The organism is Legionella fallonii LLAP-10 (assembly GCF_000953135.1).
Taxonomy (GTDB): Bacteria; Pseudomonadota; Gammaproteobacteria; order Legionellales; family Legionellaceae; genus Legionella; species Legionella fallonii.
Window position 1 is genome coordinate 155083 of record NZ_LN614828.1, and the last position, 21367, is coordinate 176449.

The following is a 21367-nucleotide window of genomic DNA, read 5'->3' on the forward strand; positions in this document are numbered from 1 at the left end:
TTATTTCCTATAATTAATTCATGTTTCATCTTTCATCATGAGCCGATGGTTTTAACTTTTTTCATAACTAACCACAACAGTGGTAATGCTAATAATTGAATAAGAACTGAAAAAGCGACTAAAATTGGAATGGAAATATCGTAAAGGATGCCCATTAAAAAACTTCCTAAAAACCAAAACAATCCAAACCCTGTATTAAAAACGCCATAAGCAGAACCCCGTTTTTCTTTGGGGACCATATTCGCCACAATAGCTCGCATTAACGATTCATGAGCGCCAACACCAGTACTCCATAACGCAACACCGATAAGAGCTTGATAAAAATTTCCTAAAAATACTAGAGGTGCAAAAAGACAGGAAAAAATAGAAACAATGATTAAAATTAAAAAACCTCGTCGATCATAAAAATGGCCAAAAAGCGGCGCTGTCAATGAGTTAAGACCCACCGCTATTGCATAGGAGACAGGAATCCAAATGGGAGATAAAATGGCTGTTTTCTGGAAATGATAAGCAATTAAAGGAAAATCGGCAAAACCAGCAGCGATTAATGATGCTCCTAGAAGATAAATCCAAAAAGATGAATTCATCCCTCGTGTTTCTATGCTGTCTTGCTGTACTTCTAATTCATGTGGACGTGGATAAAGCCATCGTGCAAACACTAGTATCGTTAATGCGAGCAATGCGGGAATCAAAAGGATTGCAAAACTTTCTTGATAACCCCCTTTAAAATACAATACGGCAGCAACAATCAAAGGCCCTAACATCGCTCCGATTTGATCAATAGCTTCATGCAAACCAAATACCCATCCCATCCCCATTTTTTGTCCAGCATGAGATAGCATGGCATCACGAGCAGGGATGCGAATTGCTCTTCCTGCGCGCTCAGCAATGATTAGGGAGGCTGCAACCCACCAATGCCCTGCTAAAGCTAACAGAGGAACAGCCAATAAATTGCAAGCGTAACCAAAAATTGTAATTGCCCAATACCTACCGGTTCTATCGGCAAGATAACCTGAAACAATGCGCAGCGCATAGCCAACAAACTCACCAAAACCTGCAACGAATCCTACTATAGCAGCGTTGGCACCTAATAATGCTAAATAAGGGCCTGTGATACTGCGAGCTCCCTCATAGGTCATATCAGCAAATAGACTGACAACGCCCAGAAGAATAACGAATTTTAATGCTATAGATTTTGATATATCTTTTTTTGATAATGAGGACATGTTTTACTCAGCAGTAAAAGATTAATTAGAAAATATCCTACCCCATAAATTATATAGTCAGGTCAAAATCGAGCGTTTTTATTTTGAGCTGTGGTGTCTCAAGAAACCGTCCGATAAAATACTCAAAATCATTGACTGTTAGAAACTACAGCAGCAAGGGTAATACCCATTTATTAAATTGAGTTTCTGTCAAGTAGGCTGACCTTGTTTAGTTCCTCTAAAGGACGGCTCGTGTGACTTTCTTGGTACTCCGCTCAAGCTTTTTTAAGGCCAACATCGGTTGACCAGCTATATTATGCTAACTCTTACCTATCAGTGCTATATAAGATAAGTTCCTCTCCAAAAAATTAGTACAATAAATTTAGGCTACAAAAAAATTTATCTCTTAAAGCGTCCATCAATATGCAAAAAGGTAGTATGTGAATACTATAATTTATTTATCTTCAAAGGGAATCTAAATGTTGCACTTACGAATCATTTCTCCAACATTTGCCGCTTTTGGTGCCGCAGTATTTTTTGGTGGCAGCACGCCTTTTGCCAAACAACTTGTTGGGCAAATATCTCCTTTGCTACTTGCTGGATTGTTGTATGCTGGTAGTGGGATAGGATTAATTTTAATTCGCTTAATTAAAGACCGCGGTTGGCAGCATTCGGGATTAGTACAAAGCGATTGGACTTGGCTCTTTGGTGCTATTGGTTTTGGCGGAATTTTAGGACCTATATTATTAATGTTCGGCTTACAACAAACAAGTGCTGCAACAACGTCCTTATTGTTAAATCTAGAAGCAGTACTCACTGCCGTATTAGCATGGATTGTTTTTAAAGAAAATACGGCGCATCGAATTGTGTTTGGTATGTTATTGATTGTTGCAGGAGGCATCTTATTGTCCTGGCCCCAAGGTCAAACACGTGATCAAAATCTACTGGGTCCAGTTGCCATCGCGGGTGCTTGCCTATGTTGGGCTATTGACAATAATTTAACTCGCAAAGTGTCCACTGGTGACCCTTTTTTCATTGCAGGAAGCAAGGGTCTTGTTTCAGGCATGGTTAGTATAAGTCTTGCTCTTTGCTTTGGATTAGCATTTCCTCCGTGGTTGACAACAGGATATGCACTATTGGTTGGATTTATTGGTTATGGGGCAAGCCTTGTTTTATTTGTTCTCGCTTTACGGGGCTTAGGAACAGCAAGAACAGGCGCGTATTTTTCGACAGCACCTTTTATAGGTGCCTCAATTGCAATTTTATTTTTTCATGAAACAACTTCTATATCATTTTGGATTGCATCTTTATTAATGGGGATGGGTGTCTGGCTGCATCTCACAGAGCATCATGAGCATGAACATGCTCATGAATTACTTGAGCACAGCCATGGGCATATTCATGATGAACACCACCAACATACCCATGATTTTCCATGGGATGGCAAGGAGCCACATACTCATCATCACTATCATAAAACGATAAAGCATTCACATCCTCATTATCCGGATGTTCATCATCGACATGATCATAAATAAGTATATTTCAATGTAAATTTTGTGCTTGAATTGATGTAGAGGATCACTTTCTATTTGGTTTGTTAGGCGCAGTCATTATTTTATTGCTGTCAGTTGGAGTTTATGACAATCATTCGTTTTATCTTTCCTAATCCAATAAAACTCAAGAAATTAACCCATTTTCGCTGTCATTCATTAAATTATTTTTCTTGGAAATTCGACGTTCTTGCCACAACAAATAAACTGCGGGAATCACAATTAAGGTCAGCACCGTAGCACTAACCATTCCTCCAACCATTGGTGTAGCAATGCGTCGCATGACCTCTGAGCCTGTTCCTCCAAACATCATAATTGGCAGCAAACCACCAATAATAGCAGCAACGGTCATAAGCTTTGGTCGCAAACGAAGCAATGCCCCTTCTATCACTGCCAAGTGTAAGTCTTCTTGAGTCAGTTGTCGCTTTTCTTGTTGCGCCAATGCCTCTCGACGTTCAAGTGCATGATTAAGAAACACCAACATGACTACTCCAGTTTCGGCAGCCACACCTGCGAGCGCAATAAACCCTACCCCTACAGCAACCGATAAGTGATAGCCTAATACATACAAGAGCCAGATACCTCCGATTAGAGCAAACGGCAAGGTGGCTAAAATAATAACTACTTCTGCCATGCGCCTAAAGTTTAAATAAAGTAAAAAAGCAATGATAAAAAGAGTAATAGGAGCAACGACTTTTAAGCGCTCTTTGGCACGTTCTAAATATTCATATTGCCCTGACCAGGATAATGAATAACCTGCGGGTAATTTGAGTTTTTTACTAAGTACTTCTTGTGCTTCATTAACATAAGACGCTAAATCACGCCCGGTGATATCCACATAAATCCAACCGTTAAGCCGAGCATTCTCACTGCGAATCATGTCAGGACCTTCGGTAATATCAATACGGGCAATTTCACTCAAAGGAATCGTAGCCCCTGTTGCAGTCACAATGGGAAGCATCCTCAATCGCTGCAGTGAGTCGCGAATCTCGCGTGGATAGCGCAAATTAACAGGATAACGCTCACGCCCCTCTACCGTTTGAGTCACATTTTGCCCACCGATTGCCGTTTCAATCAGCTCCTGGATAGTCCCAATCGACAAACCATAGCGAGCGGCTTTAAGTCGATTAATATCAATGGTCACGTAACGACTGGAAGCCACACGCTCTGCATAAACTGAGGCCGTACCTGGGATTTGTTTTAATATCGTTTCAATTTCTTGACCAATTGATTGAATGGTTTTTAAATCGGGGCCAGCGACCTTAATACCAACCGGTGTTTTAATGCCGGTAGCTAACATGTCAATGCGTGTACGAATGGGCATCACCCAGGCATTGGATAAACCGGGTAATTTGACCCGTAAAGCGAGCTCTTCACGAATTTTCTCCAGGGTCATGCCAGGACGCCATTCACTCTGTGGCTTAAATTGAATCGTGGTTTCCACCATAGACAATGGCGCGGGATCGGTTGCTGTTTCGGCTCTGCCTATTTTGCCAAAGACTGTATCGACTTCAGGGACCGTGCGAATCAATTTATCTGTCTGTTGTAAAATGCGCTGCGCTTCCCCAATAGATACCCCTGGAAAAGTGGTGGGCATATAGAGTAAATCTCCTTCATCTAAATCAGGCATAAATTCACCACCCAGCCGAGTTATTGGCCAAAACCCTATGAGCAAGATGACACATGCCAAGAGCAAGATAGTTTTTGGTCTTTTTAATAACACATCAATCGCTGGACGGTATATCGCTCTCAATGCGCGATTAAGGGGATTTTCTTCTTCAGGCCTTATTTTACCGCGAATCAAATAGCCCATGAGCACGGGTACCAAGGTGATGGCAAGCACAGCTGAGGCCGCCATCGCATAGGTTTTGGTGTAGGCTAAGGGAGAAAATAATCGCCCCTCTTGAGCTTGCAGCGTAAAAATCGGTAAAAAACTAAAGGTGATAATCAATAGCGAGAAAAATAAAGGCGGTCCCACTTCAAGAGCTGCTTGCTGGATAATAGGCCAACGGTTTTTAGAAGAGTCCGGTTCTTTTTCAAGATGCTTATGCGCATTCTCAATCATGACAATCGCCGCATCTACCATAGCACCTATGGCAATGGCAATGCCTCCTAATGACATGATGTTGGCATTAATACCTTGCTCATACATGACCATGAGGGCAATAAGAATCCCCAAAGGCAAACTAATGATAATAATGAGGGCTGAGCGAAAATGAAATAAAAACACAATACAAATTAAGGAAACCACAATAAACTCTTCAATTAATTTATCGCGAAGTGTATGGATTGCTCGCAGGATTAAGCTTGAACGATCATAGGTGGTAATAAGTTCCACGCCTTTTGGCAAACTCGATTTCAATTGAGCTAATTTGTTTTTGACATTAGCAATCGTTTCCATGGCATTTTGTCCATGACGCATCACAATAATGCCACCAACTACTTCACCTTCCCCATTTAATTCCGTGAGTCCGCGACGCATTTGTGGGCCTAATTGCACATAAGCAATGTCTTTTAATAAAATAGGAACTCCATTTTTCCCCAATTCAACGGGTGTCTGCTCCATATCTTGAATGGACTTCATATATCCTTTAGCACGCACCATGTATTCTGCTTCTCCCATTTCAATGGAAGAACCCCCGGCTTCCCTATTGCCGTTCTGAATGGCTGATTTAACTTGCTCCAAAGTCAAGCCATAAGCACGCAGCCGATTGGGATCTAAAATAATTTGATATTGTTTGACCATTCCTCCAGCTGTTGCCACTTCGGCAACCCCAGGTACTTTTTGCAGCTCGTATTTAAGAAACCAATTTTGTAAACTGGTTAATTGCGCCAAATCATGAAGTCCAGTCTTATCCACTAAAGCATATTCATACACCCAGCCCACCCCAGTAGCATCAGGACCCAATGCCACTTGTGCACCACTTGGAAGACGATTGGTAATTTGACTTAAATATTCCAACACGCGCGAACGAGCCCAATAGAGATCGGTACCGTCTTTGAAAATGATGTACACATAAGCCACCCCAAAACCCGATTCGCCTCGAACCGTTACGGCTCCTGGAACCGCTAACATGGCAGTTGTAAGCGGGTAAGTCACCTGATCTTCCACGACTTGAGGTGCCTGTCCTGGGTAATCTACTTTAATAATAACCTGCACATCGGATAAATCAGGAATCGCATCCACTGCGGTATTGCTTAGAAAATAGGGCGCTGACAACAAAATAAGTGCTGTAGCTAATAAAATTAAAAAACGATTTTGTAATGACCAGCGAATGATTGCAGGAATCATTTGTCTTTGTCCTTTTTCATCTCGATAATGACAAACTGGTCATTTTCTTTTTTTAAAAAGAATTCAATCGCATCGCCCACTTTAAACTCACTCATCGGAATGGTTTTAACCACTAAAAAATCCATGGTCATAGCAGGCCAATTTAACTTTGGGATGGCATCATGTTGTAGGGTTATCACGTAGGTCTTTGCATTGATAGATTTGATGATGCCTCGACCCACGATCGCTGGGGTTTGCGAAGGTGATTGCTGATTAGTAGATTTTTGAGAAGATTCAAGATGTTCCAATCCGACTTTCAAATTACTTTCTGAATCAATCAGAAACTGCCCTGAGGTCACCACGTTCTCACCTACTTTGAGTCCTGAAAGAATTTCGATGCGCTCGCCTGACTCGATTCCTGTGGTTACTGACCGCACCTGAAAACCACTGTTCCCTAAAGAGACAACAACTCGCGCGCCTTCACTACTTCGAATGAGTGCTTCGAGTGGAATACTAAGAACATCTTGTTTTAATTCTGCTACTAAACTGATGCTAGCATACATATTAGGCTTTAAAAGACCCTCGGGATTGTCAAACAAAAACCGCACCTTCAAAGTTCGCGTTTTAAGATCGACTTCAGGATAAATGTAATCGACCTCTCCTTTCCAAAACTTACCCGGAAATGCCGTTAATTGGGCTTGAGCTTTTTCTCCTGTTTTAACCCAATTGGCCTCTTCCTCAAACACCTCGGCAATCATCCAAACGTTGGATAAATCAACAATACTCATCATTTCTGTCTCTGGAGTCACATACATTCCTTCTCGCACATTAAGCATGATCACCACACCACCTTGATGTGGGTAAATATCAATCAAATGACTTGAATGACGTGTTTTTTTTAATTGTGCAATTTGCTGTTCTGGAATATGAAATGTTTGTAGTTTTTGGTAAGACGCATTAATTAATGTTTGATTCTTGCTGTCAAGAGCAATTAAATATTCTTCCTGAGCATTCACTAATGTTGGCGAATACAATTGCAACACGATTTGACCTTTTTTAACCACATCCCCCACCGCTTTCACCAACAGCTTTTTCACCCAACCATTTGCATAAGCATGAATATGGCTGATGTTATTTTCGTTAGGCTTCACATAGCCTACTGTTTCAATTTGTCGTGCTAAAGAGCCTTTAATCACCGGTGCTGTTCGAACACCCAAGTTATTGATTAGAGATGGTGAAATCTGAATCGTTAAGGACCCTTGCTCTTGGGTGTCTTCTGCATAAACCGGTGTCAACTCCATTCCCATGCGTGATTTTCCAGGTTTTGAATAATGGATGGTCGGCTCCATAGAATCAATCCAATAAAGCGGTTTTTTTTCCGTAGTGGTTGGGCTGGCGCCTTTATTTGTTATCGCTAAAGGGCTTAAGTAATAGCCTATTATCACACCAAGAAGCAAGGCAAAACCCACCGTGAATAAGGAATATTTCTTCATTGAACCTTCCCTTCTAAATACAAGAGCATTGCGCGGGATTTAGCACGCTCCACGTGTAGTTGTATTGATTCCAACTCAATTGTCAGTTCATTACTATAGGCTCTTAATACATTGTTTAAGTCAGCACTGATATTTTGATAAGCGATTAAAGAGGCTTTCGCATTTTGCCGAGATTCTGGAATCAGCTGTCTTTTGTACACTGTTTCTCGAGCCCCTAAACGATTCCAAACGGCATATTGCGTGTTGAGTACTTGTAATAAATCACGATAATGGATTTGCTGATCAAAGGTTGCAGCAGCCAATCGGCTGTAAGCTGCTCGCATTTGCCTGTCTTGTCGATTGGCTGGAAAAAAGGGTAAATCAACCGTGACCTGTGCGCCAACAAAATCAGAACGCGGCATTCCATCCGGCATGCGTCCTTGACGCTTAGCATAGCCAATATTTAACATCCATCCCGGTTTATATTGCTCTGCTGCAAATGCCACCTCACTGTGAGCCGCAGCGATTGCAGCAGCATCGATATTTAATAGAGGATGTTGTGGTAGACATCCTTGTATTCGCTTAAGAGAAGGTAAAGGCCATGAGGGGATGGAAAGTGCTAAGGGACGATAGGCCTCTCTTCCAACCCATCGTTCTAATTGAGCGCGCAAGACACGGATTTGTTGCTGAATTTGAATCTCTTGATCATTAAACTTTGAAACTTCCAACTGCACTTGCAAAACATCGGATTGATTTGTTTTACCCGTTTGATATTGTGAAGCGGTCACTTTAAATAAATTTTTATACACTAAACGATTGGCTTGTAAAATACGCAGCGCTTCGGTCCAGTAATAAAGTTCTAACCAAGTTTCTCGTACATTGCGAATTAACGTTAAGGCTTTTTCATGCGCTTTTCTATGCTCCGCAAGTGCTAGCGCCCGGCTTTGTTTTGATTTCATGGATAAGGAACGACCACGAGCAAAAGTTTGTTGCAATCCTACTTGCTCCATCGTCATCTCATCTTGGGTAAAACTAAAAGAATTAGTCGGTACATTAGTAACTCCAACGACCAATTGCGGATCAGTTAATTGACCCTCAGCAATAGCTTGTTGTTGTAATGCCGCACTCGCTGCTTGAAAGCGGTGTAATTCAGGCGAAGTAGCAAGAGCTAACGATTCTGCTTCAGATAAAGTAAGCTTTTTTTCCTTGTTTATGGCCAATGAAGGAAAACTTATGGTCACAAAGATTATTAGAATAACCCATCGAATGGGGCAATGTTGTTTCATATGATATAGTCCATTCCATGTACTCTAATGGATGAATAAATTATGAGTCATCTCAATAGTAATTATTGATTCTAACACCATAAATTCTTTCATAACCACTAAATCCATAAACATTTAGTTTCTTGTTATTATGGGCTATAAAGCGGCTAAGAAAATATCAAAAATCGCTAGCTAATTAAATCTTTATTAGATTAATTAAATAGTCTCCCTATATTGTGTTTATGATTCCGTTACACTTCTAATAGCCATTTAATAGTCAATATTATTAACCCTACGGCATAGATAAAGTGTCTTTTCGCATTCTATTTGCAAGGTCGTATGGGAAATTTTAAATTGGTTTAATAATAATAACTGAACTTCATCCCTGACCACTTCTTCCTTAAAACGAGAATCAATGACAAGGTGAGCTGTTAAGCTACTCTTATCGGAAGTAATAGCCCAAATATGTAAATCATGTACGTCTAAAATACCTTTTATAGACATTATTCGAGACTTAATTTGGTTAAAATCAATTCCTGCGGGTACGCCTTCTAAGAGGATGTTGATAGTCTCTTTTAAAAGTATCCACGTGCGGGGCAATACCCACAATCCAATTAAAACTGCGATAGCAGAGTCCACCCAGCTCCAATCTGTGAAGCGAATCAAAAGCGCTGCAATAATCACCCCTATAGAGCCTAACATATCACTCCAGACCTCAAGATAAGCACTTTTTAAATTTAAATTTTTATCTTGGTCACGGGATAATAAATACATAGATGCTAAATTAATAAGCAGACCGAGACTGGCAATAATTAACATACCCGTGGAATAAATTTCAGGAGGTTGTTTTAACCGTTGATATGCCTCATATATAATATAAAGCGCTACTACAAAAAGAAGAGCTGCATTAAATGCAGCAGCTAGAATTTCAAATCGATAATAACCAAAGGTACGGCGTGCATCAGCCGGTCGTTTACTTACACGGATAGCAATTAGTGCAATAATTAACGCAGTAACATCGGTTAACATATGCGCAGCATCGGAGATTAATGCAAGGCTGCCGGTTAGAATACCGCCGATTACCTCAGCAATCAAAAAACCACCTGTTAATGAAAGAGCCCACCAAAGTGATTGTTCTCTCGAAACTCCTTGAACATTGGGCTTAATCTTCTTGTCCATAATGTCTTCCTAACAATGATGTGTCACATCACTCTCGATGCATCTAACAATTAGCTCTTAAAGGCACTTGGCACCCTTTATAACATTCTAAAGGAAACCCCATGTAAAAAAATAGCTGCAAACATTAGAACAATAAAGAGAACAATAATGAACTGCCAGCTTTTCCTTTTTTTAAAAATGAAAAGAAAAAGCCCGCAGAACACAATGACTATCGCACACAGAGCGACTAAAAACCATGGAGTAAGTTCCATCATCTTTCCTTGACTGATTAAAGACCTGAGCTATTCTTTAGGTTCATGCAGATGTCCACCATCACCACCAAACCCTCCTTGATATCCTTCCTCAGGATGAGCTGTATCAGGATTATTTTTTGCACAGGACATTAAACTGCAACCTAATAAGAATGCCCCTATCAAAACAATAATTTTTTTAAATCCCATAGTCATTTTTTATTTCCTTTTGAATCGATACCTATTAAGCATAACATACTGAATATTAGTATGTATTCCTCTTCTATTTGAGGATAATATGTCCCAACTCCAACTCCAACACTACATCATTTATTTTTATTATATTCCTCCAAATAATTAATTATCTTAGTGACATCATTAATGTTCATAGGCTTTGCAAAGCAAGGGTACAGACTGTGTTTTAAAATTTTATGAGGTGATGTACTCAGTAATATAATGGGGGTCAGTTTATTTAAGATTGATTGTTCCCGGATAAGATGAATCAGTTCAAAACAATCGCATTCTTTATTAAGCTCAGCATCAATCAAAATGACATGATAGGTTTTTAATTCCACCAAAACCAAGGTGGATTCAACATCTAAGGCCATATCGACACAATGCCCCAATTGAGTTATATGAGCGCGTATAATAATCCGTGCGCCAAGAGAGGGTTCGGTTACTAAGAAATGCAATATGCCATTCATCTACCACCTCTCAATACATAGCCTCTTTTGTTAACACTTTCTTGATTCTTATTTTTAATGTCTACACACGGCATGCCTTAAAGCACTACAAATCCAAACATTCAAACTCACTCCTGAGTTTTTTGCAGCCATGAATACATCCCGATGAAGTTCGGGCGAAACAGTGAGTGCCAATCGGCCTGATAAAGGTAACTCAGGCTCTTTCAATTGTTTCTCACAACTTTTTAGATAATTATGGGTGTTTTTACAGGAACGGGGCAAATGCGACCAAGACCACCTGTTTCTGTCATCAATTTAACCATTTCAAACTAAATCTAAAAATTTATCTACTGAACAACTTCACTGGTTCACGCCTATCATAAAGAGCCTTAAATATACTAATGACTATGCCGATTTAAAATTAATTACATCTTCTAATGAATAATCTGGGTCAATAGCACTTAACAAATTGCTGAGATCGTAAGTCCCGTGTAAGTTGGGGGTCCGGGTGAGTAAAACAGCCAGATCATTCCATTTGAATATTCGGTAATGAAGATCATAATATTTTTGAAGGCACAAAATTTAATGAGTTTTGGAAGTAATTTTGATTGGGTACTTAAGAGGATGATAGTCGGACAATTCAATATCATGTTAGAATGTCAGACCTAAGAATTGATTTATAAAAATGCTGTCATTTTCTGAGCGGCATCTTTAATAAAGTCATCTGCGTCGATTTTTTCATTTCCAGCTATAATATGATTCTCATTATCAAAAGTCATGCTCAATTTTCCAGATGGAAATAATCCTTCAGGAATACCAGCTTCGTTTGCTGCTTGTTTTAATAAACCTTCAGGATGATCTTCTAATCTTAAACAAAGAGTATCCTCTGCATCAATGAGTAAAGAGTCTAGGATATTCATAAATTTTAATGACCAGGTAGGATTTTCTGTTTCCAGTTTCTCAAGATAGCCTCGTCTATCCATCGCTTCCATTGAAGCCATAAAAGAAGGTAAACCCGATTTACTAGCTATTAGCGCTTTAGGGTTTAGTTCACCCGTTAGAATCTGATTCCAATATAATGACGCTGCATTACGCTGCTCTCCAGTAATCTTCATAATAACACCTCTCTAACATTATTAATAATTCATCCGTTCCACCTAGCCAAAGGCTAGTCCATAATAATCCTTTAAAGAGGTGTAATAATACCACAATTGTGATCTTTTTATAATCAGAAACTAATAGCAGGATGGGATTCGAATAAATAATCCTATGAAACTAATCGTATAATAATCATTATGCGATTAGTTACCCTTCGACTCATCGCATAATTGGTTTTATTGTGGTAGATTATCGTATTAAAATCTAATCGCATAATTATTAATGAGCAAAAACACGTATATTGAAAATTACATCGCTTATCAAAAATCGACTGATAAATCACCAGCAACGTTGGCGAGTTATCGTAGCGACCTAATCCAATTTGCTATTTGGTTTGAATCAATCAATGGTGTCGAAATGAAATTGATTAACATTACGCCAACTGATGCACGCCAATACAAGCAACATTTGATTGATTCAAATCTCAGGCCGCCAACTATTAATCGACGGTTGTTATCACTGAAATATTTTTTGGGGTGGGGATGGGAAACAAAGAAAATAAAATATCGATTCCCACTGCCAAAGACAGTGAAACAATCACAGTCGATGCCTAAGTGGCTAACCCGTTCCCAGCAAAATCAATTACTTCGTCACGTAGAGCAGTATGGCAACAAAAGAGATGCTGCCATTGTGAAAATATTGTTGAATACAGGCTTACGTGTCAGTGAATTGTGCGACATGCAATGGGCGCATATCACCATGAGTGAGCGTAAAGGCAGGTTGCAGGTTAATGCTGGCAAAGGATGCAAGTATCGTGAGATCCCATTAAATAAGGATGTACGCCTTGCTTTATATAATTTGGATTATACAATACATGCTGGCAGTGACGCCTTTGTTTTTAAAGGTCAACGTGGCGCGCTTAGTCCACGAGGTGTGCAGTTGATGCTAAATCGGCTACGTATTCCTGATGAGCTTGGTGTTATCTCGCCCCATCACTTTAGACACACGTTTTGTAAAAATTTGGTTGATGCAGGGATCAGTTTGGAAAAAGTGGCTATGTTGGCTGGGCATGAACGATTAGATACAACAAAATTATACTGTCAACCGTCATTTGCTGATCTAAGCGACGCTGTTGAAAAAATCGGAGAACTTGATTAATGCGTTTGATGGATGTACTGCCCAGCAAAGAGGCCAAGCGTTTTAGCCAACCGCCAACGTTTAATGGTGATGACCGAAAAAATCATTTCAAGGTAGACGAGCCTCTTCGCGAATCCATTGATAATGCCAAGCAAACCGATAGCCAAATTGGCCTATTGCTTCAGTACGGCTATTTTAAAGCCAGCGGAAAATTTTTCACAAGTAAGTCATTTAAATCGAGTGATATCAAATTTGTATCAAAAATACTCGGTGTAGCGCCTCCAACGGATTTTCTAGAAAAATACACTGATCGTATGCACCAAAAGCATCGATTATTAATTCTTGATATTTCCGGACATGTTGACTTTGGAAGTGCTATTCAATTTTTTGAGGAATCAGTAGCCGATATGGTTGATAAGCAAATGCACCCACGTAAAATGTTTTATGTGCTTGTTGAGCAACTGCGTCAGAAAAAAATTGAACTGCCAAGCTATGACCGGATTACCAGGACAATCACAGATAAATTTCATGACTTTGAAAAAAATATCATACAAACGATGGCAGATCTGATCTCGCCGGCACAAGTAGAAGCATTAGAGCAACTGACGATGACCACTGACAATCATTATGATAGATCGTTGCTGACTCGGTTAAAAGTTATCACTCAATCCTTGAGGCCTGCCAAAATAAAAAGCGGTATACGTAGTTTTCTTATCATCAAAAAGCTTCACGAAGAAATAATCCCTATTATTGAAAAATTGACTTTATCAACAGAGGCAACCAAATATTACGCACAGTGGGTAATCAAGGCTAAAACCACACAGATTGCAGAGATGACCGAGTCCCATAAGCGACATTTATACTTAATGTCTTTCATTGACCACAGCTATAAAATTTGGCAAGACACGTTGGTTGATATGCTGTTAAAAAGCGTTCAGCAACAATTAAATAAAGCTGAACGCATTGTCGGTAAGATGTTAATCGATCGCATGCCAGAAAAAAATCGACTGACCGCCTCTATTCTATCTGGGCTTGATGACTCACAAGGCACCGTTAATGCCGTTCGAGTCGTTGTGCACGATCCTGCATTGAGTAATGATGACAAAATTTTAAAACTATACCAGATCGTTCCCAGTCAGGAAAAAGATGCGCCCTTGAGCAAAACAGACGAAGATTCAGAGAAGCTAAAACGCCAACTCGAAGCAGAAAAAACGCAGAACGACGAATTTGATGTGTTGAGTAGTTTGTCCAGAAAACTGCAAAATCGCGTGTCTGATATTGTGAAACACTTGAAATTTGAAGCGTGCAAAGGCGCAGAAGACCTTTACTCTGCTATCGAGCACTACCAATCAGCGAAAAAAATCACATCAACGGCACCCGACTCATTTTTAAGTGATCTTGAGTACACCGCGATTCATCGAGATGAAAAATTCAATGTGTCACTTTATAAAGCTGTACTTTTTTGCAAAATTGCTGCTGCAATTAAATGCGGCCAAATCAGTCTGGTTTATTCTTATCGATACCTTTCAATTGATTCTTATTTGATCTCAGAGAGATACTGGAAAGAGCATAAAGCGCACTTGTTAGAGAAGCTTGGATTGGAACAATTTAGCGACATTGAGGCAATGTTGCCCGCATTTCGTGGTATTTTAGACAAGCAATTTATAGATGTAAATCAGGGTATTCTCAATGGCGCGAACAAATACATTACCATTCAGAAGGACGGTAGCTTTTCTGTCCATACACCCGCAGTTGAAAAGCCAGACTATGATTCCATTTCACTGATTATTGGTAACGACAGATATATTCCAATTTTACAAATGATGGCTGAAATGAATACGTTGACAACATTTACATCTAATTTCAAGCACCATAAAATTAAGGGTGCGGCGGGTGCGCCAAATAACGAAATTTTTTATGCTGGTCTGTTTGGTTTGGCGAGCAATATAGGCTTGCATAAATTGGCTAACACCGCAGTTGGAATTAACTACAACACGTTGTCAAACACGGTGAATTGGTATTTTTCATTAGAAAATTTACATGCTGTAAACCAGTCCCTGACTGATCTGATGGGTAAGCTGTGGTTGCCTGAAAAATTTAAACGCGAAAAACATCTACTGCACACCTCCAGCGATGGGAAAAAACAATGTGTGTCGGCTGAGTCATTAAATGCTAACGAATCGTTCAAATATTTTGGTAATGGCAAAGGTTCGAGTGTTTATCGATTTATCGATGAACGCGGGATTTTATTCTATTCTACTGTATTCAGTAGCTCAGAACGGGATGCGGCTTACGTCATTGACGGACTGCTCCACAACGATGCGGTTGCTAGCAATATACATTCAACGGATACACATGGTTATACCGAAATGGTTTTTGCTGTATCCCATTTAATTGGTGTGACGTTTGCTCCGCGAATAAAAGATCCCTCCGCGCAAATTTTAGTTAGTTTCAGCAAAATAAAATCCGAGTTAACCACTAAAGGCTATCCAATTAAACCAACTTATTATGTCAACGAACACCGGATCAGACGTAATTGGGACAATATATTGCGTCTGATTGCCACGATAAAACTTCGTGAGCACCGTGCGTCGACGATACTGAAACGATTAGGTGAGTATTCCAATCAACACCCACTACAAGAGGCATTAAAAGAATTTGGCCGGGTCATCAAGTCAATTTTTATGCTGAAATATTTTGATGACGTAGAATTACGGCAGACAATCGAAAAACAACTAAACAAGGGTGAGCTGGCCAATAAATTTTCCGGAGCAATCTCATTTGCAGATCAAAATATACTGGAGGCGCACAGTGAGGATCAAGAGATTTCAGTAATGTGCAGAACAATTATCCAAAATATCATTATTCTGTGGAATTACATTGAATTAACCAAAATCATTATGAGATCAGATGTCGATGAACGAGCTTTATTGCTTGAAAATATTCTCAGCGCATCGATATTAACCTGGCGACATGTCAACTTGCACGGGACTTACGATTTCAGTAATTTGTTAAGTGCTAACGACCCTGATTATTCATTGGATGATGTAATTAATTTTAAATCGGCATAGTCATTGGCATATTTAAGGCTCTTTATGACAGGCGCATATGACCAAGTTATGCGATTAGATTGCAATGAAGGCTATAGTGGCTAATCCCTTATGTAGCATAGGGTTTTAGTTTGTTTTTGGGTGTTAGCTAGTAAAATTTTTCAGTAGATAAAATTTTAGATTTAGTCTGAAATGGTTAAATTAATGACAGAAATAGGTGGTCTTGGTCGCATTTGCCCCGTTCCTGTAATAACACCCATTGATACAACAACAGCACAAGGCAGACTGATGTTTAACCTTTTTGCATCCTTAGCTGAATTTGAAAAAGATTTGATTAGAGAACGTACCATGGCCGGATTGTCTTCTGCTCGAGCGAGAGGTAGGACAGGTGGTCGGCCTCAAGGACTTACCAAACAAGCTACTGAAAAAGCATGTGCAGCTGAAGCACTTTATCGACAAGGCGAATTAACTTCTGAAAAAATAGCTCTGCAATTAGGCATTTCGAAACCAACCTTATATAAGTACCTTAAATTTAGATGCGTACCAATTGGGTTTAAAGACGCACAATAACTACATTTAGCAGTTTCATTAAGGAAATTACCATTTTAGGATAATATAAATGATTATTACAGTTCTGTTGTTACTCATTTCATCTGTTTTTATTTATTTATCCTGTGAGTTTTTTGTTAATGGGATTGAATGGGTCGGCCATAAATTTAACGTGACTAAAAACGCGACCGGCACCATTTTAGCCGCATTTGGTACGGCTCTTCCTGAGAGTGTAGTGACTTTTGTAGCGGTGGTTTTTGGCACTACTCCTGCACAAAAAGAAATTGGTGTAGGTGCGGCGATTGGTGGCCCATTAGTTTTGGCAACTATTGCCTATGCTGTTGTAGGATGGACCTTTATTACTACAAAAAGCAATAATGAAAAACGAATTTTATCAAAAACTACTGAACTGCGCCTTGGATATGATCAAATGTGGTTTATGAAAATATTCATCTGTAAAATAGCGATTGGGCTATTTGCTTTTGGATTCAAACCATGGCTTGGAATAGGATTTCTGGTAGCTTATGCACTTTATGTTAGGCAGGAAATGAAAGGTACAGACGATCCCGAACATTTGGATTTTATTGAGCCTCTAAAAATAAGACCCCATGATAACAATCCCTCACAAACCTGGGCATTGTTACAAACTATACTTTCCTTAATTGTCATTTTTATTAGTTCACATATATTTGTTCATCAGCTCGGAATCATTGGCCCCAGTCTTGGGTTGCCTCCTCAGATGGTGGCCTTACTTTTAAGCCCTATAGCAACAGAACTCCCTGAAATTATGAATGCTGTAATATGGGTTAGCCAGGGAAAACAAATACTGGCTCTTGCCAATATCAGTGGGGCAATGATGATTCAAGCTACTGTACCTAGTGCGTTAGGAATTTTTTTCACTCCATGGATTCTTGATAATGCTTCAATATGGGGAGCAGTCATAACCATGGTATCTATTTTAGGTTTATACCTCCTGTTACGAAAAAGCGCTTTAACTGGTCTTCGGTTATCATATTTTGGACTATTTTATGTTGTATTTGCTGTTGGACTCTATTTTATTTGAAAATCCAACGTAGTCCGACTTAAGTCGGTTGGCTCCCCAAGCCTCTTAATAAAGGGGATGACTCTTATCTATCTAATCAAAAAATAAAATATGCTAAACTGTATAAGAAATATATTGAACTGTTCTTTAATAGGAAATTGAATAACTAAAGTTACTTGGTAACGAAAGCTAGGGGATAAAATGAAACACATCAAATATGGATTTGGAAAAAAAGTATCGTACTCCTTTGAGCTTGCAATTGAGAAAGTTACAATGGAATTACAAAAAGAAGGGTTTGGAGTTCTTACAAAAATAGATGTGTCGGAAACTCTGAAAAAAAAGTTAGATCAAGATATGCCCCCCTATCAGATTCTAGGTGCATGTAATCCACAATTCGCCCATCATGCATTAGAGAAGGAGCCGTCTATTGGATTGCTGCTACCCTGTAATGTAGTTGTACGACAGGATAATTCAGCCAATGTATTTGTTGAATTTATGGATCCACAAGCAGTATTAGAATTAGTCGGTAATCCTGAAATCAATAAGGTTGCCAGCGAAGTAAGAAGTCGACTTGAACGAGTACTGAGCTCTCTGTAAATACGGATCTATATTAAAGATGACTTCTTGTAATAGGGCTAACGACGTAATGAAAATCCAGTGTTTAACAAATGATAACTGCATCGATATAGTATGTTTTATGATGAATGGTAGTATCTTCTGAAGTGGCTTATTCTTTGATTCATCAAGTCGCTTCAAGTGGTTTATTTGACTGCAAAAAATAAATGAAACCTAAATCAACAATATGTTTTTATTTAATCAAACTCACCAGTTAAAGAATTAATCTTTTAGCATTAATAGATATATAGAAATTATAAAGGAACGTGTTATGACAAAACCTACAAACGTAACCACGTTTTTAGTTGCTGGGCTTGATTGTCCAACCGAAGAACAAATGATACGCCGTCAACTCCAAGCCATTCCTGAAATTGAAAAAATGGATTTCAATTTCATTGGTGAAGAAGTCACTATTTATCATTCTCTGGATAGCATTGAGTCACTTAAAGCACAAATAGAAACATTAGGAATGCGTGTCAGTATCAAAAGCAGTGTTAGTAACAGCAGCGCTGCAAAAACAGGATATGATAATTCCTGGCTATGGATTACGACAGCAGGGATGTTGGCCCTTATCTCCGAGGGAATGGCTTATTTATACCAAACAGAGCAATCCCTTTGGGTTGGGGTAATGGCTTTAGCAGCGATAGTAATCAGTGGACCAACAGTATTTAAGAAAGGCTTGTTTGCTTTACGTTCTAAAACTCTGAACATTAACAGCTTAATGTTCATTGCAATTACAGGGGCAATACTCATTGGCGAATGGCCGGAAGCAGCGATGGTGACCGTTCTTTTTGCATTGGCAGAACGAATTGAGCGCTATTCATTAGACAAAGCGCGATTAGCCATTCGAAGCTTATTGCAAATTGCACCAGATGAAGCAACTGTTAAAACAGCAGCGGGCACATGGCAAAAATTACCTGTTGAGGGCATAAAACCCGGTACCATTATCCGTGTTAAACCTGGTGAACGCATTCCATTAGATGGTATTGTTATCTCTGGACAAAGTAGTGTTAATCAGGCGCCCATAACGGGTGAGTCCATGCCCATAAGTAAACAAGTTGGCGACAGTGTTTTTGCTGGAACACTCAATGAGCGTGGTTCGCTTGAAGTAAACGTAAGCAAAGAATCCGGTGATACTCTATTAGCTAAAATTGGTAAAGCAATAGAGCAAGCGCAAGCTGAGCGCGCGCCAACCCAACGATTTGTTGATCAATTTGCCAAGTATTATACGCCTATTATGGTATTAATCGCTGTGGCAGTTGCGTTAATTCCGCCACTTCTATTGGGGTATCCATTTTACGAATGGATCTATAAAGCCCTTACTTTACTCGTGATTGCTTGCCCCTGCGCGCTGGTTATATCAACCCCGGTTACGGTAGTCAGTGGATTGTCTGCGGCAGCACATCACGGTCTTCTTATAAAAGGAGGAAGTTATTTGGAAATGGGTTATCAATTAAAGCTCATTGCTCTGGATAAAACAGGAACCCTTACAGAAGGAAAACCTGTAGTCACCGATTTTATAGACTATCAAAACACACATAAAAGAAGCGATTTATTGCTCTTAGCCGCAAGTCTCGACAGTCATTCTGAACATCCCGTTGCCCATGCATTGCTTGAATACTGGCACCAGGAACAACCTATGACTACTTTAGCAACTGTAAGTAAATTTGAAGCCCTTCCTGGTCGTGGGGTTATGGGGATTATTAATAACGAACTATATTATGTAGGGAACCATCAACTAGCAGAAGATAATAGGGTTTGTAATTTTGATATCGAAAAACAATTGGAACAGTTAGAGAAAGAAGGAAAGACAACTGTTATTTTAAGTACTACTAAAGCGGTGTTAGCCATTTTTGCCGTAGCTGATACGCTTCGCCCGACCAGCCAATTAGCTATTCTATCGTTGCATCAACGGGGTATCAAAACAGTAATGTTGACTGGAGATAATGCAGTTACCGCGGCAGCCATTGCCAATGAAGTGGGTATTGATGATGTCAATGCTAATGTCTTGCCTACAGAGAAACTTAATGCGATGAATGCATTACTGGCCCGTTACCATACTGTTGGTATGGTAGGAGATGGAATCAATGATGCGCCGGCTCTAGCAAAAGCCACCATTAGCTTTGCTATGGGCAAGGGAACTGGTACCGCCTTGGAAACCGCTGATGTGGCTCTTATGAATGATGATTTAGCGATGCTGCCTTTATTTATTGATTTAAGCCGCAAAACAGCACAAGTGCTGCGGCAAAATATTAGTTTATCACTTGCAATCAAATTTGTTTTTTTTATTATGGCATTGGTTGGTTTAGCGACTTTATGGATGGCCGTATTTGCAGACATGGGGGCTAGTCTTATTGTTGTTGCTAATGGCTTGCGATTACTTAAATTTAAAAAAAATATGGGGTATGACAGATCGTTGGATTGAATAATCGATTAATAATAATTGAGAGGTTGATTATTCACATAATACGCCACCTGCGAAATCTGACATGTCCGCGCTGTGGATTAGCTCAGTGAAACCATACCAATGGACACTTACCAATTTCACTCGACTAATAAAAGGGTTACCTCCTGTTGGCAACATTTTAATATGCTTGGGACATTTACATTTCGCAAATCAGAAAAATTTATTGATATTCAATTGGTTGCGAAATTACTGTTAGAGGATGAAACCATCAATGTTCGCTTTATAAGCCTTGCTGAATAAGGGTTATAAGCCTTGATGCTGATAAACCAGCGCTATATGGAATTAACCCCTAATAAACAAAGCGAGGACTATCAGAAAATAACTGGGTCTCGATTCATTTTACAAATAATAACCTAGCTTTTATTCTTTCGGGATAAAAATAAAAAAAATCGACCTTTAAATTCCTCTTGTATTCGATTATTAACAGCCGATTAATGATAAAGTTTGTCTGAAATCAATCGTTGCTAAAATCACTTAAAATAGGCATTAAATAAGGTGCTGCCTATATCTCATTCTTTTAGGAAAAATTATAGCCATAAAATAGAGCTTTA

The 21367-nt window shown here is 39.4% G+C and carries 15 protein-coding genes and 1 pseudogene; 7 read left to right on the top strand and 9 right to left on the bottom strand.

The window, feature by feature from the left end; genetic code table 11:
- Nucleotides 1–35: 35 nt before the first annotated feature.
- Nucleotides 36–1226 (bottom strand): MFS transporter, encoded by a 1191-nt coding sequence (locus LFA_RS18165; protein ID WP_045097852.1) that lies wholly within the window; start codon nt 1224–1226, stop codon nt 36–38.
- A gap of 458 nt (nt 1227–1684) precedes the next feature.
- Here LFA_RS18165 and LFA_RS18170 point away from each other — a divergent pair, with 458 nt between their 5' ends.
- Nucleotides 1685–2743, top strand: a complete 1059-nt coding sequence (locus LFA_RS18170; protein ID WP_045097853.1) for a DMT family transporter — start codon at nt 1685–1687, stop codon at nt 2741–2743.
- Between the two features lie 142 nt (nt 2744–2885).
- On the opposite strand, the gene LFA_RS18175 is transcribed toward LFA_RS18170, so the two are convergent.
- The 8 genes from LFA_RS18175 to LFA_RS18200 all read right to left on the bottom strand — a co-directional run bounded on the left by LFA_RS18175 (nt 2886) and on the right by LFA_RS18200 (nt 11973).
- A complete protein-coding gene (locus LFA_RS18175; protein WP_045097854.1) occupies nt 2886–6050 on the bottom strand; it encodes an efflux RND transporter permease subunit in 3165 nt (1054 codons plus the stop codon).
- Complete coding sequence (locus tag LFA_RS18180; protein WP_045097855.1) at nt 6047–7522, bottom strand: efflux RND transporter periplasmic adaptor subunit; 1476 nt, start codon at nt 7520–7522, stop codon at nt 6047–6049. The genes LFA_RS18175 and LFA_RS18180 overlap by 4 nt, the downstream gene beginning before the upstream one ends.
- Complete coding sequence (locus LFA_RS18185; RefSeq protein WP_045097856.1) at nt 7519–8787, bottom strand: TolC family protein; 1269 nt, start codon at nt 8785–8787, stop codon at nt 7519–7521. Before LFA_RS18185 ends, LFA_RS18180 begins: the two co-directional genes overlap by 4 nt.
- Before the next feature lie 249 nt (nt 8788–9036).
- Nucleotides 9037–9945: a cation diffusion facilitator family transporter gene (locus LFA_RS18190; RefSeq protein ID WP_045097857.1), complete on the bottom strand. Its 909-nt coding sequence runs from the start codon at nt 9943–9945 to the stop codon at nt 9037–9039.
- 281 nt (nt 9946–10226) lie between these two features.
- On the bottom strand, nt 10227–10391 hold the full coding sequence (locus tag LFA_RS20090) for a hypothetical protein (RefSeq protein WP_172653506.1): 165 nt from the start codon (nt 10389–10391) through the stop codon (nt 10227–10229).
- Between the two features lie 110 nt (nt 10392–10501).
- Nucleotides 10502–10879 (bottom strand): response regulator, encoded by a 378-nt coding sequence (locus LFA_RS18195; protein ID WP_052674075.1) that lies wholly within the window; start codon nt 10877–10879, stop codon nt 10502–10504.
- A 54-nt stretch (nt 10880–10933) separates the two neighbouring features.
- Entirely contained in the window at nt 10934–11140 is a 207-nt protein-coding gene (locus tag LFA_RS20690) for a toxin-antitoxin system HicB family antitoxin (RefSeq protein ID WP_407927643.1), read from the bottom strand.
- Between the two features lie 395 nt (nt 11141–11535).
- Nucleotides 11536–11973, bottom strand: a complete 438-nt coding sequence (locus tag LFA_RS18200; protein ID WP_045097790.1) for a hypothetical protein — start codon at nt 11971–11973, stop codon at nt 11536–11538.
- Between the two features lie 265 nt (nt 11974–12238).
- On the opposite strand from LFA_RS18200, the gene LFA_RS18205 reads away from it, so the two are divergent.
- From LFA_RS18205 to LFA_RS18230, 6 genes and pseudogenes are all read left to right on the top strand, one after another.
- Nucleotides 12239–13114, top strand: a complete 876-nt coding sequence (locus LFA_RS18205) for a tyrosine-type recombinase/integrase (protein ID WP_045097791.1) — start codon at nt 12239–12241, stop codon at nt 13112–13114.
- Complete coding sequence (locus LFA_RS19125; RefSeq protein ID WP_052674069.1) at nt 13114–16164, top strand: Tn3 family transposase; 3051 nt, start codon at nt 13114–13116, stop codon at nt 16162–16164. The genes LFA_RS18205 and LFA_RS19125 overlap by 1 nt, the downstream gene beginning before the upstream one ends.
- 183 nt (nt 16165–16347) lie before the next feature.
- Nucleotides 16348–16695, top strand: a pseudogene (locus LFA_RS18215) (recombinase family protein); the annotation flags it as partial.
- Between the two features lie 67 nt (nt 16696–16762).
- Entirely contained in the window at nt 16763–17755 is a 993-nt protein-coding gene (locus tag LFA_RS18220; RefSeq protein WP_045097859.1) for a sodium:calcium antiporter, read from the top strand.
- 180 nt (nt 17756–17935) lie between these two features.
- Nucleotides 17936–18331 carry a DUF302 domain-containing protein gene (locus LFA_RS18225; protein WP_045097860.1) on the top strand — a complete coding sequence of 132 codons (396 nt, stop codon included), beginning with the start codon at nt 17936–17938 and terminating at the stop codon, nt 18329–18331.
- Nucleotides 18332–18620: 289 nt separating this feature from the next.
- A complete protein-coding gene (locus tag LFA_RS18230) occupies nt 18621–20774 on the top strand; it encodes a heavy metal translocating P-type ATPase (RefSeq protein WP_045097861.1) in 2154 nt (717 codons plus the stop codon).
- Nucleotides 20775–21367 lie beyond the last annotated feature (593 nt).

Excerpts from the sequence above, each read along its gene's own strand:
- LFA_RS18165 (WP_045097852.1), bottom strand. The coding sequence starts at position 1,226 with ATGTCCTCATTATCAAAAAAAGATATATCAAAATCTATAGCATTAAAA.
- LFA_RS18170 (WP_045097853.1), top strand. The coding sequence starts at position 1,685 with ATGTTGCACTTACGAATCATTTCTCCAACATTTGCCGCTTTTGGTGCC.
- LFA_RS18175 (WP_045097854.1), bottom strand. The coding sequence starts at position 6,050 with ATGATTCCTGCAATCATTCGCTGGTCATTACAAAATCGTTTTTTAATT.
- LFA_RS18180 (WP_045097855.1), bottom strand. The coding sequence starts at position 7,522 with ATGAAGAAATATTCCTTATTCACGGTGGGTTTTGCCTTGCTTCTTGGT.
- LFA_RS18185 (WP_045097856.1), bottom strand. The coding sequence starts at position 8,787 with ATGAAACAACATTGCCCCATTCGATGGGTTATTCTAATAATCTTTGTG.
- LFA_RS18190 (WP_045097857.1), bottom strand. The coding sequence starts at position 9,945 with ATGGACAAGAAGATTAAGCCCAATGTTCAAGGAGTTTCGAGAGAACAA.
- LFA_RS20090 (WP_172653506.1), bottom strand. The coding sequence starts at position 10,391 with ATGACTATGGGATTTAAAAAAATTATTGTTTTGATAGGGGCATTCTTA.
- LFA_RS18195 (WP_052674075.1), bottom strand. The coding sequence starts at position 10,879 with ATGAATGGCATATTGCATTTCTTAGTAACCGAACCCTCTCTTGGCGCA.
- LFA_RS18200 (WP_045097790.1), bottom strand. The coding sequence starts at position 11,973 with ATGAAGATTACTGGAGAGCAGCGTAATGCAGCGTCATTATATTGGAAT.
- LFA_RS18205 (WP_045097791.1), top strand. The coding sequence starts at position 12,239 with ATGAGCAAAAACACGTATATTGAAAATTACATCGCTTATCAAAAATCG.
- LFA_RS19125 (WP_052674069.1), top strand. The coding sequence starts at position 13,114 with ATGCGTTTGATGGATGTACTGCCCAGCAAAGAGGCCAAGCGTTTTAGC.
- LFA_RS18220 (WP_045097859.1), top strand. The coding sequence starts at position 16,763 with ATGATTATTACAGTTCTGTTGTTACTCATTTCATCTGTTTTTATTTAT.
- LFA_RS18225 (WP_045097860.1), top strand. The coding sequence starts at position 17,936 with ATGAAACACATCAAATATGGATTTGGAAAAAAAGTATCGTACTCCTTT.
- LFA_RS18230 (WP_045097861.1), top strand. The coding sequence starts at position 18,621 with ATGACAAAACCTACAAACGTAACCACGTTTTTAGTTGCTGGGCTTGAT.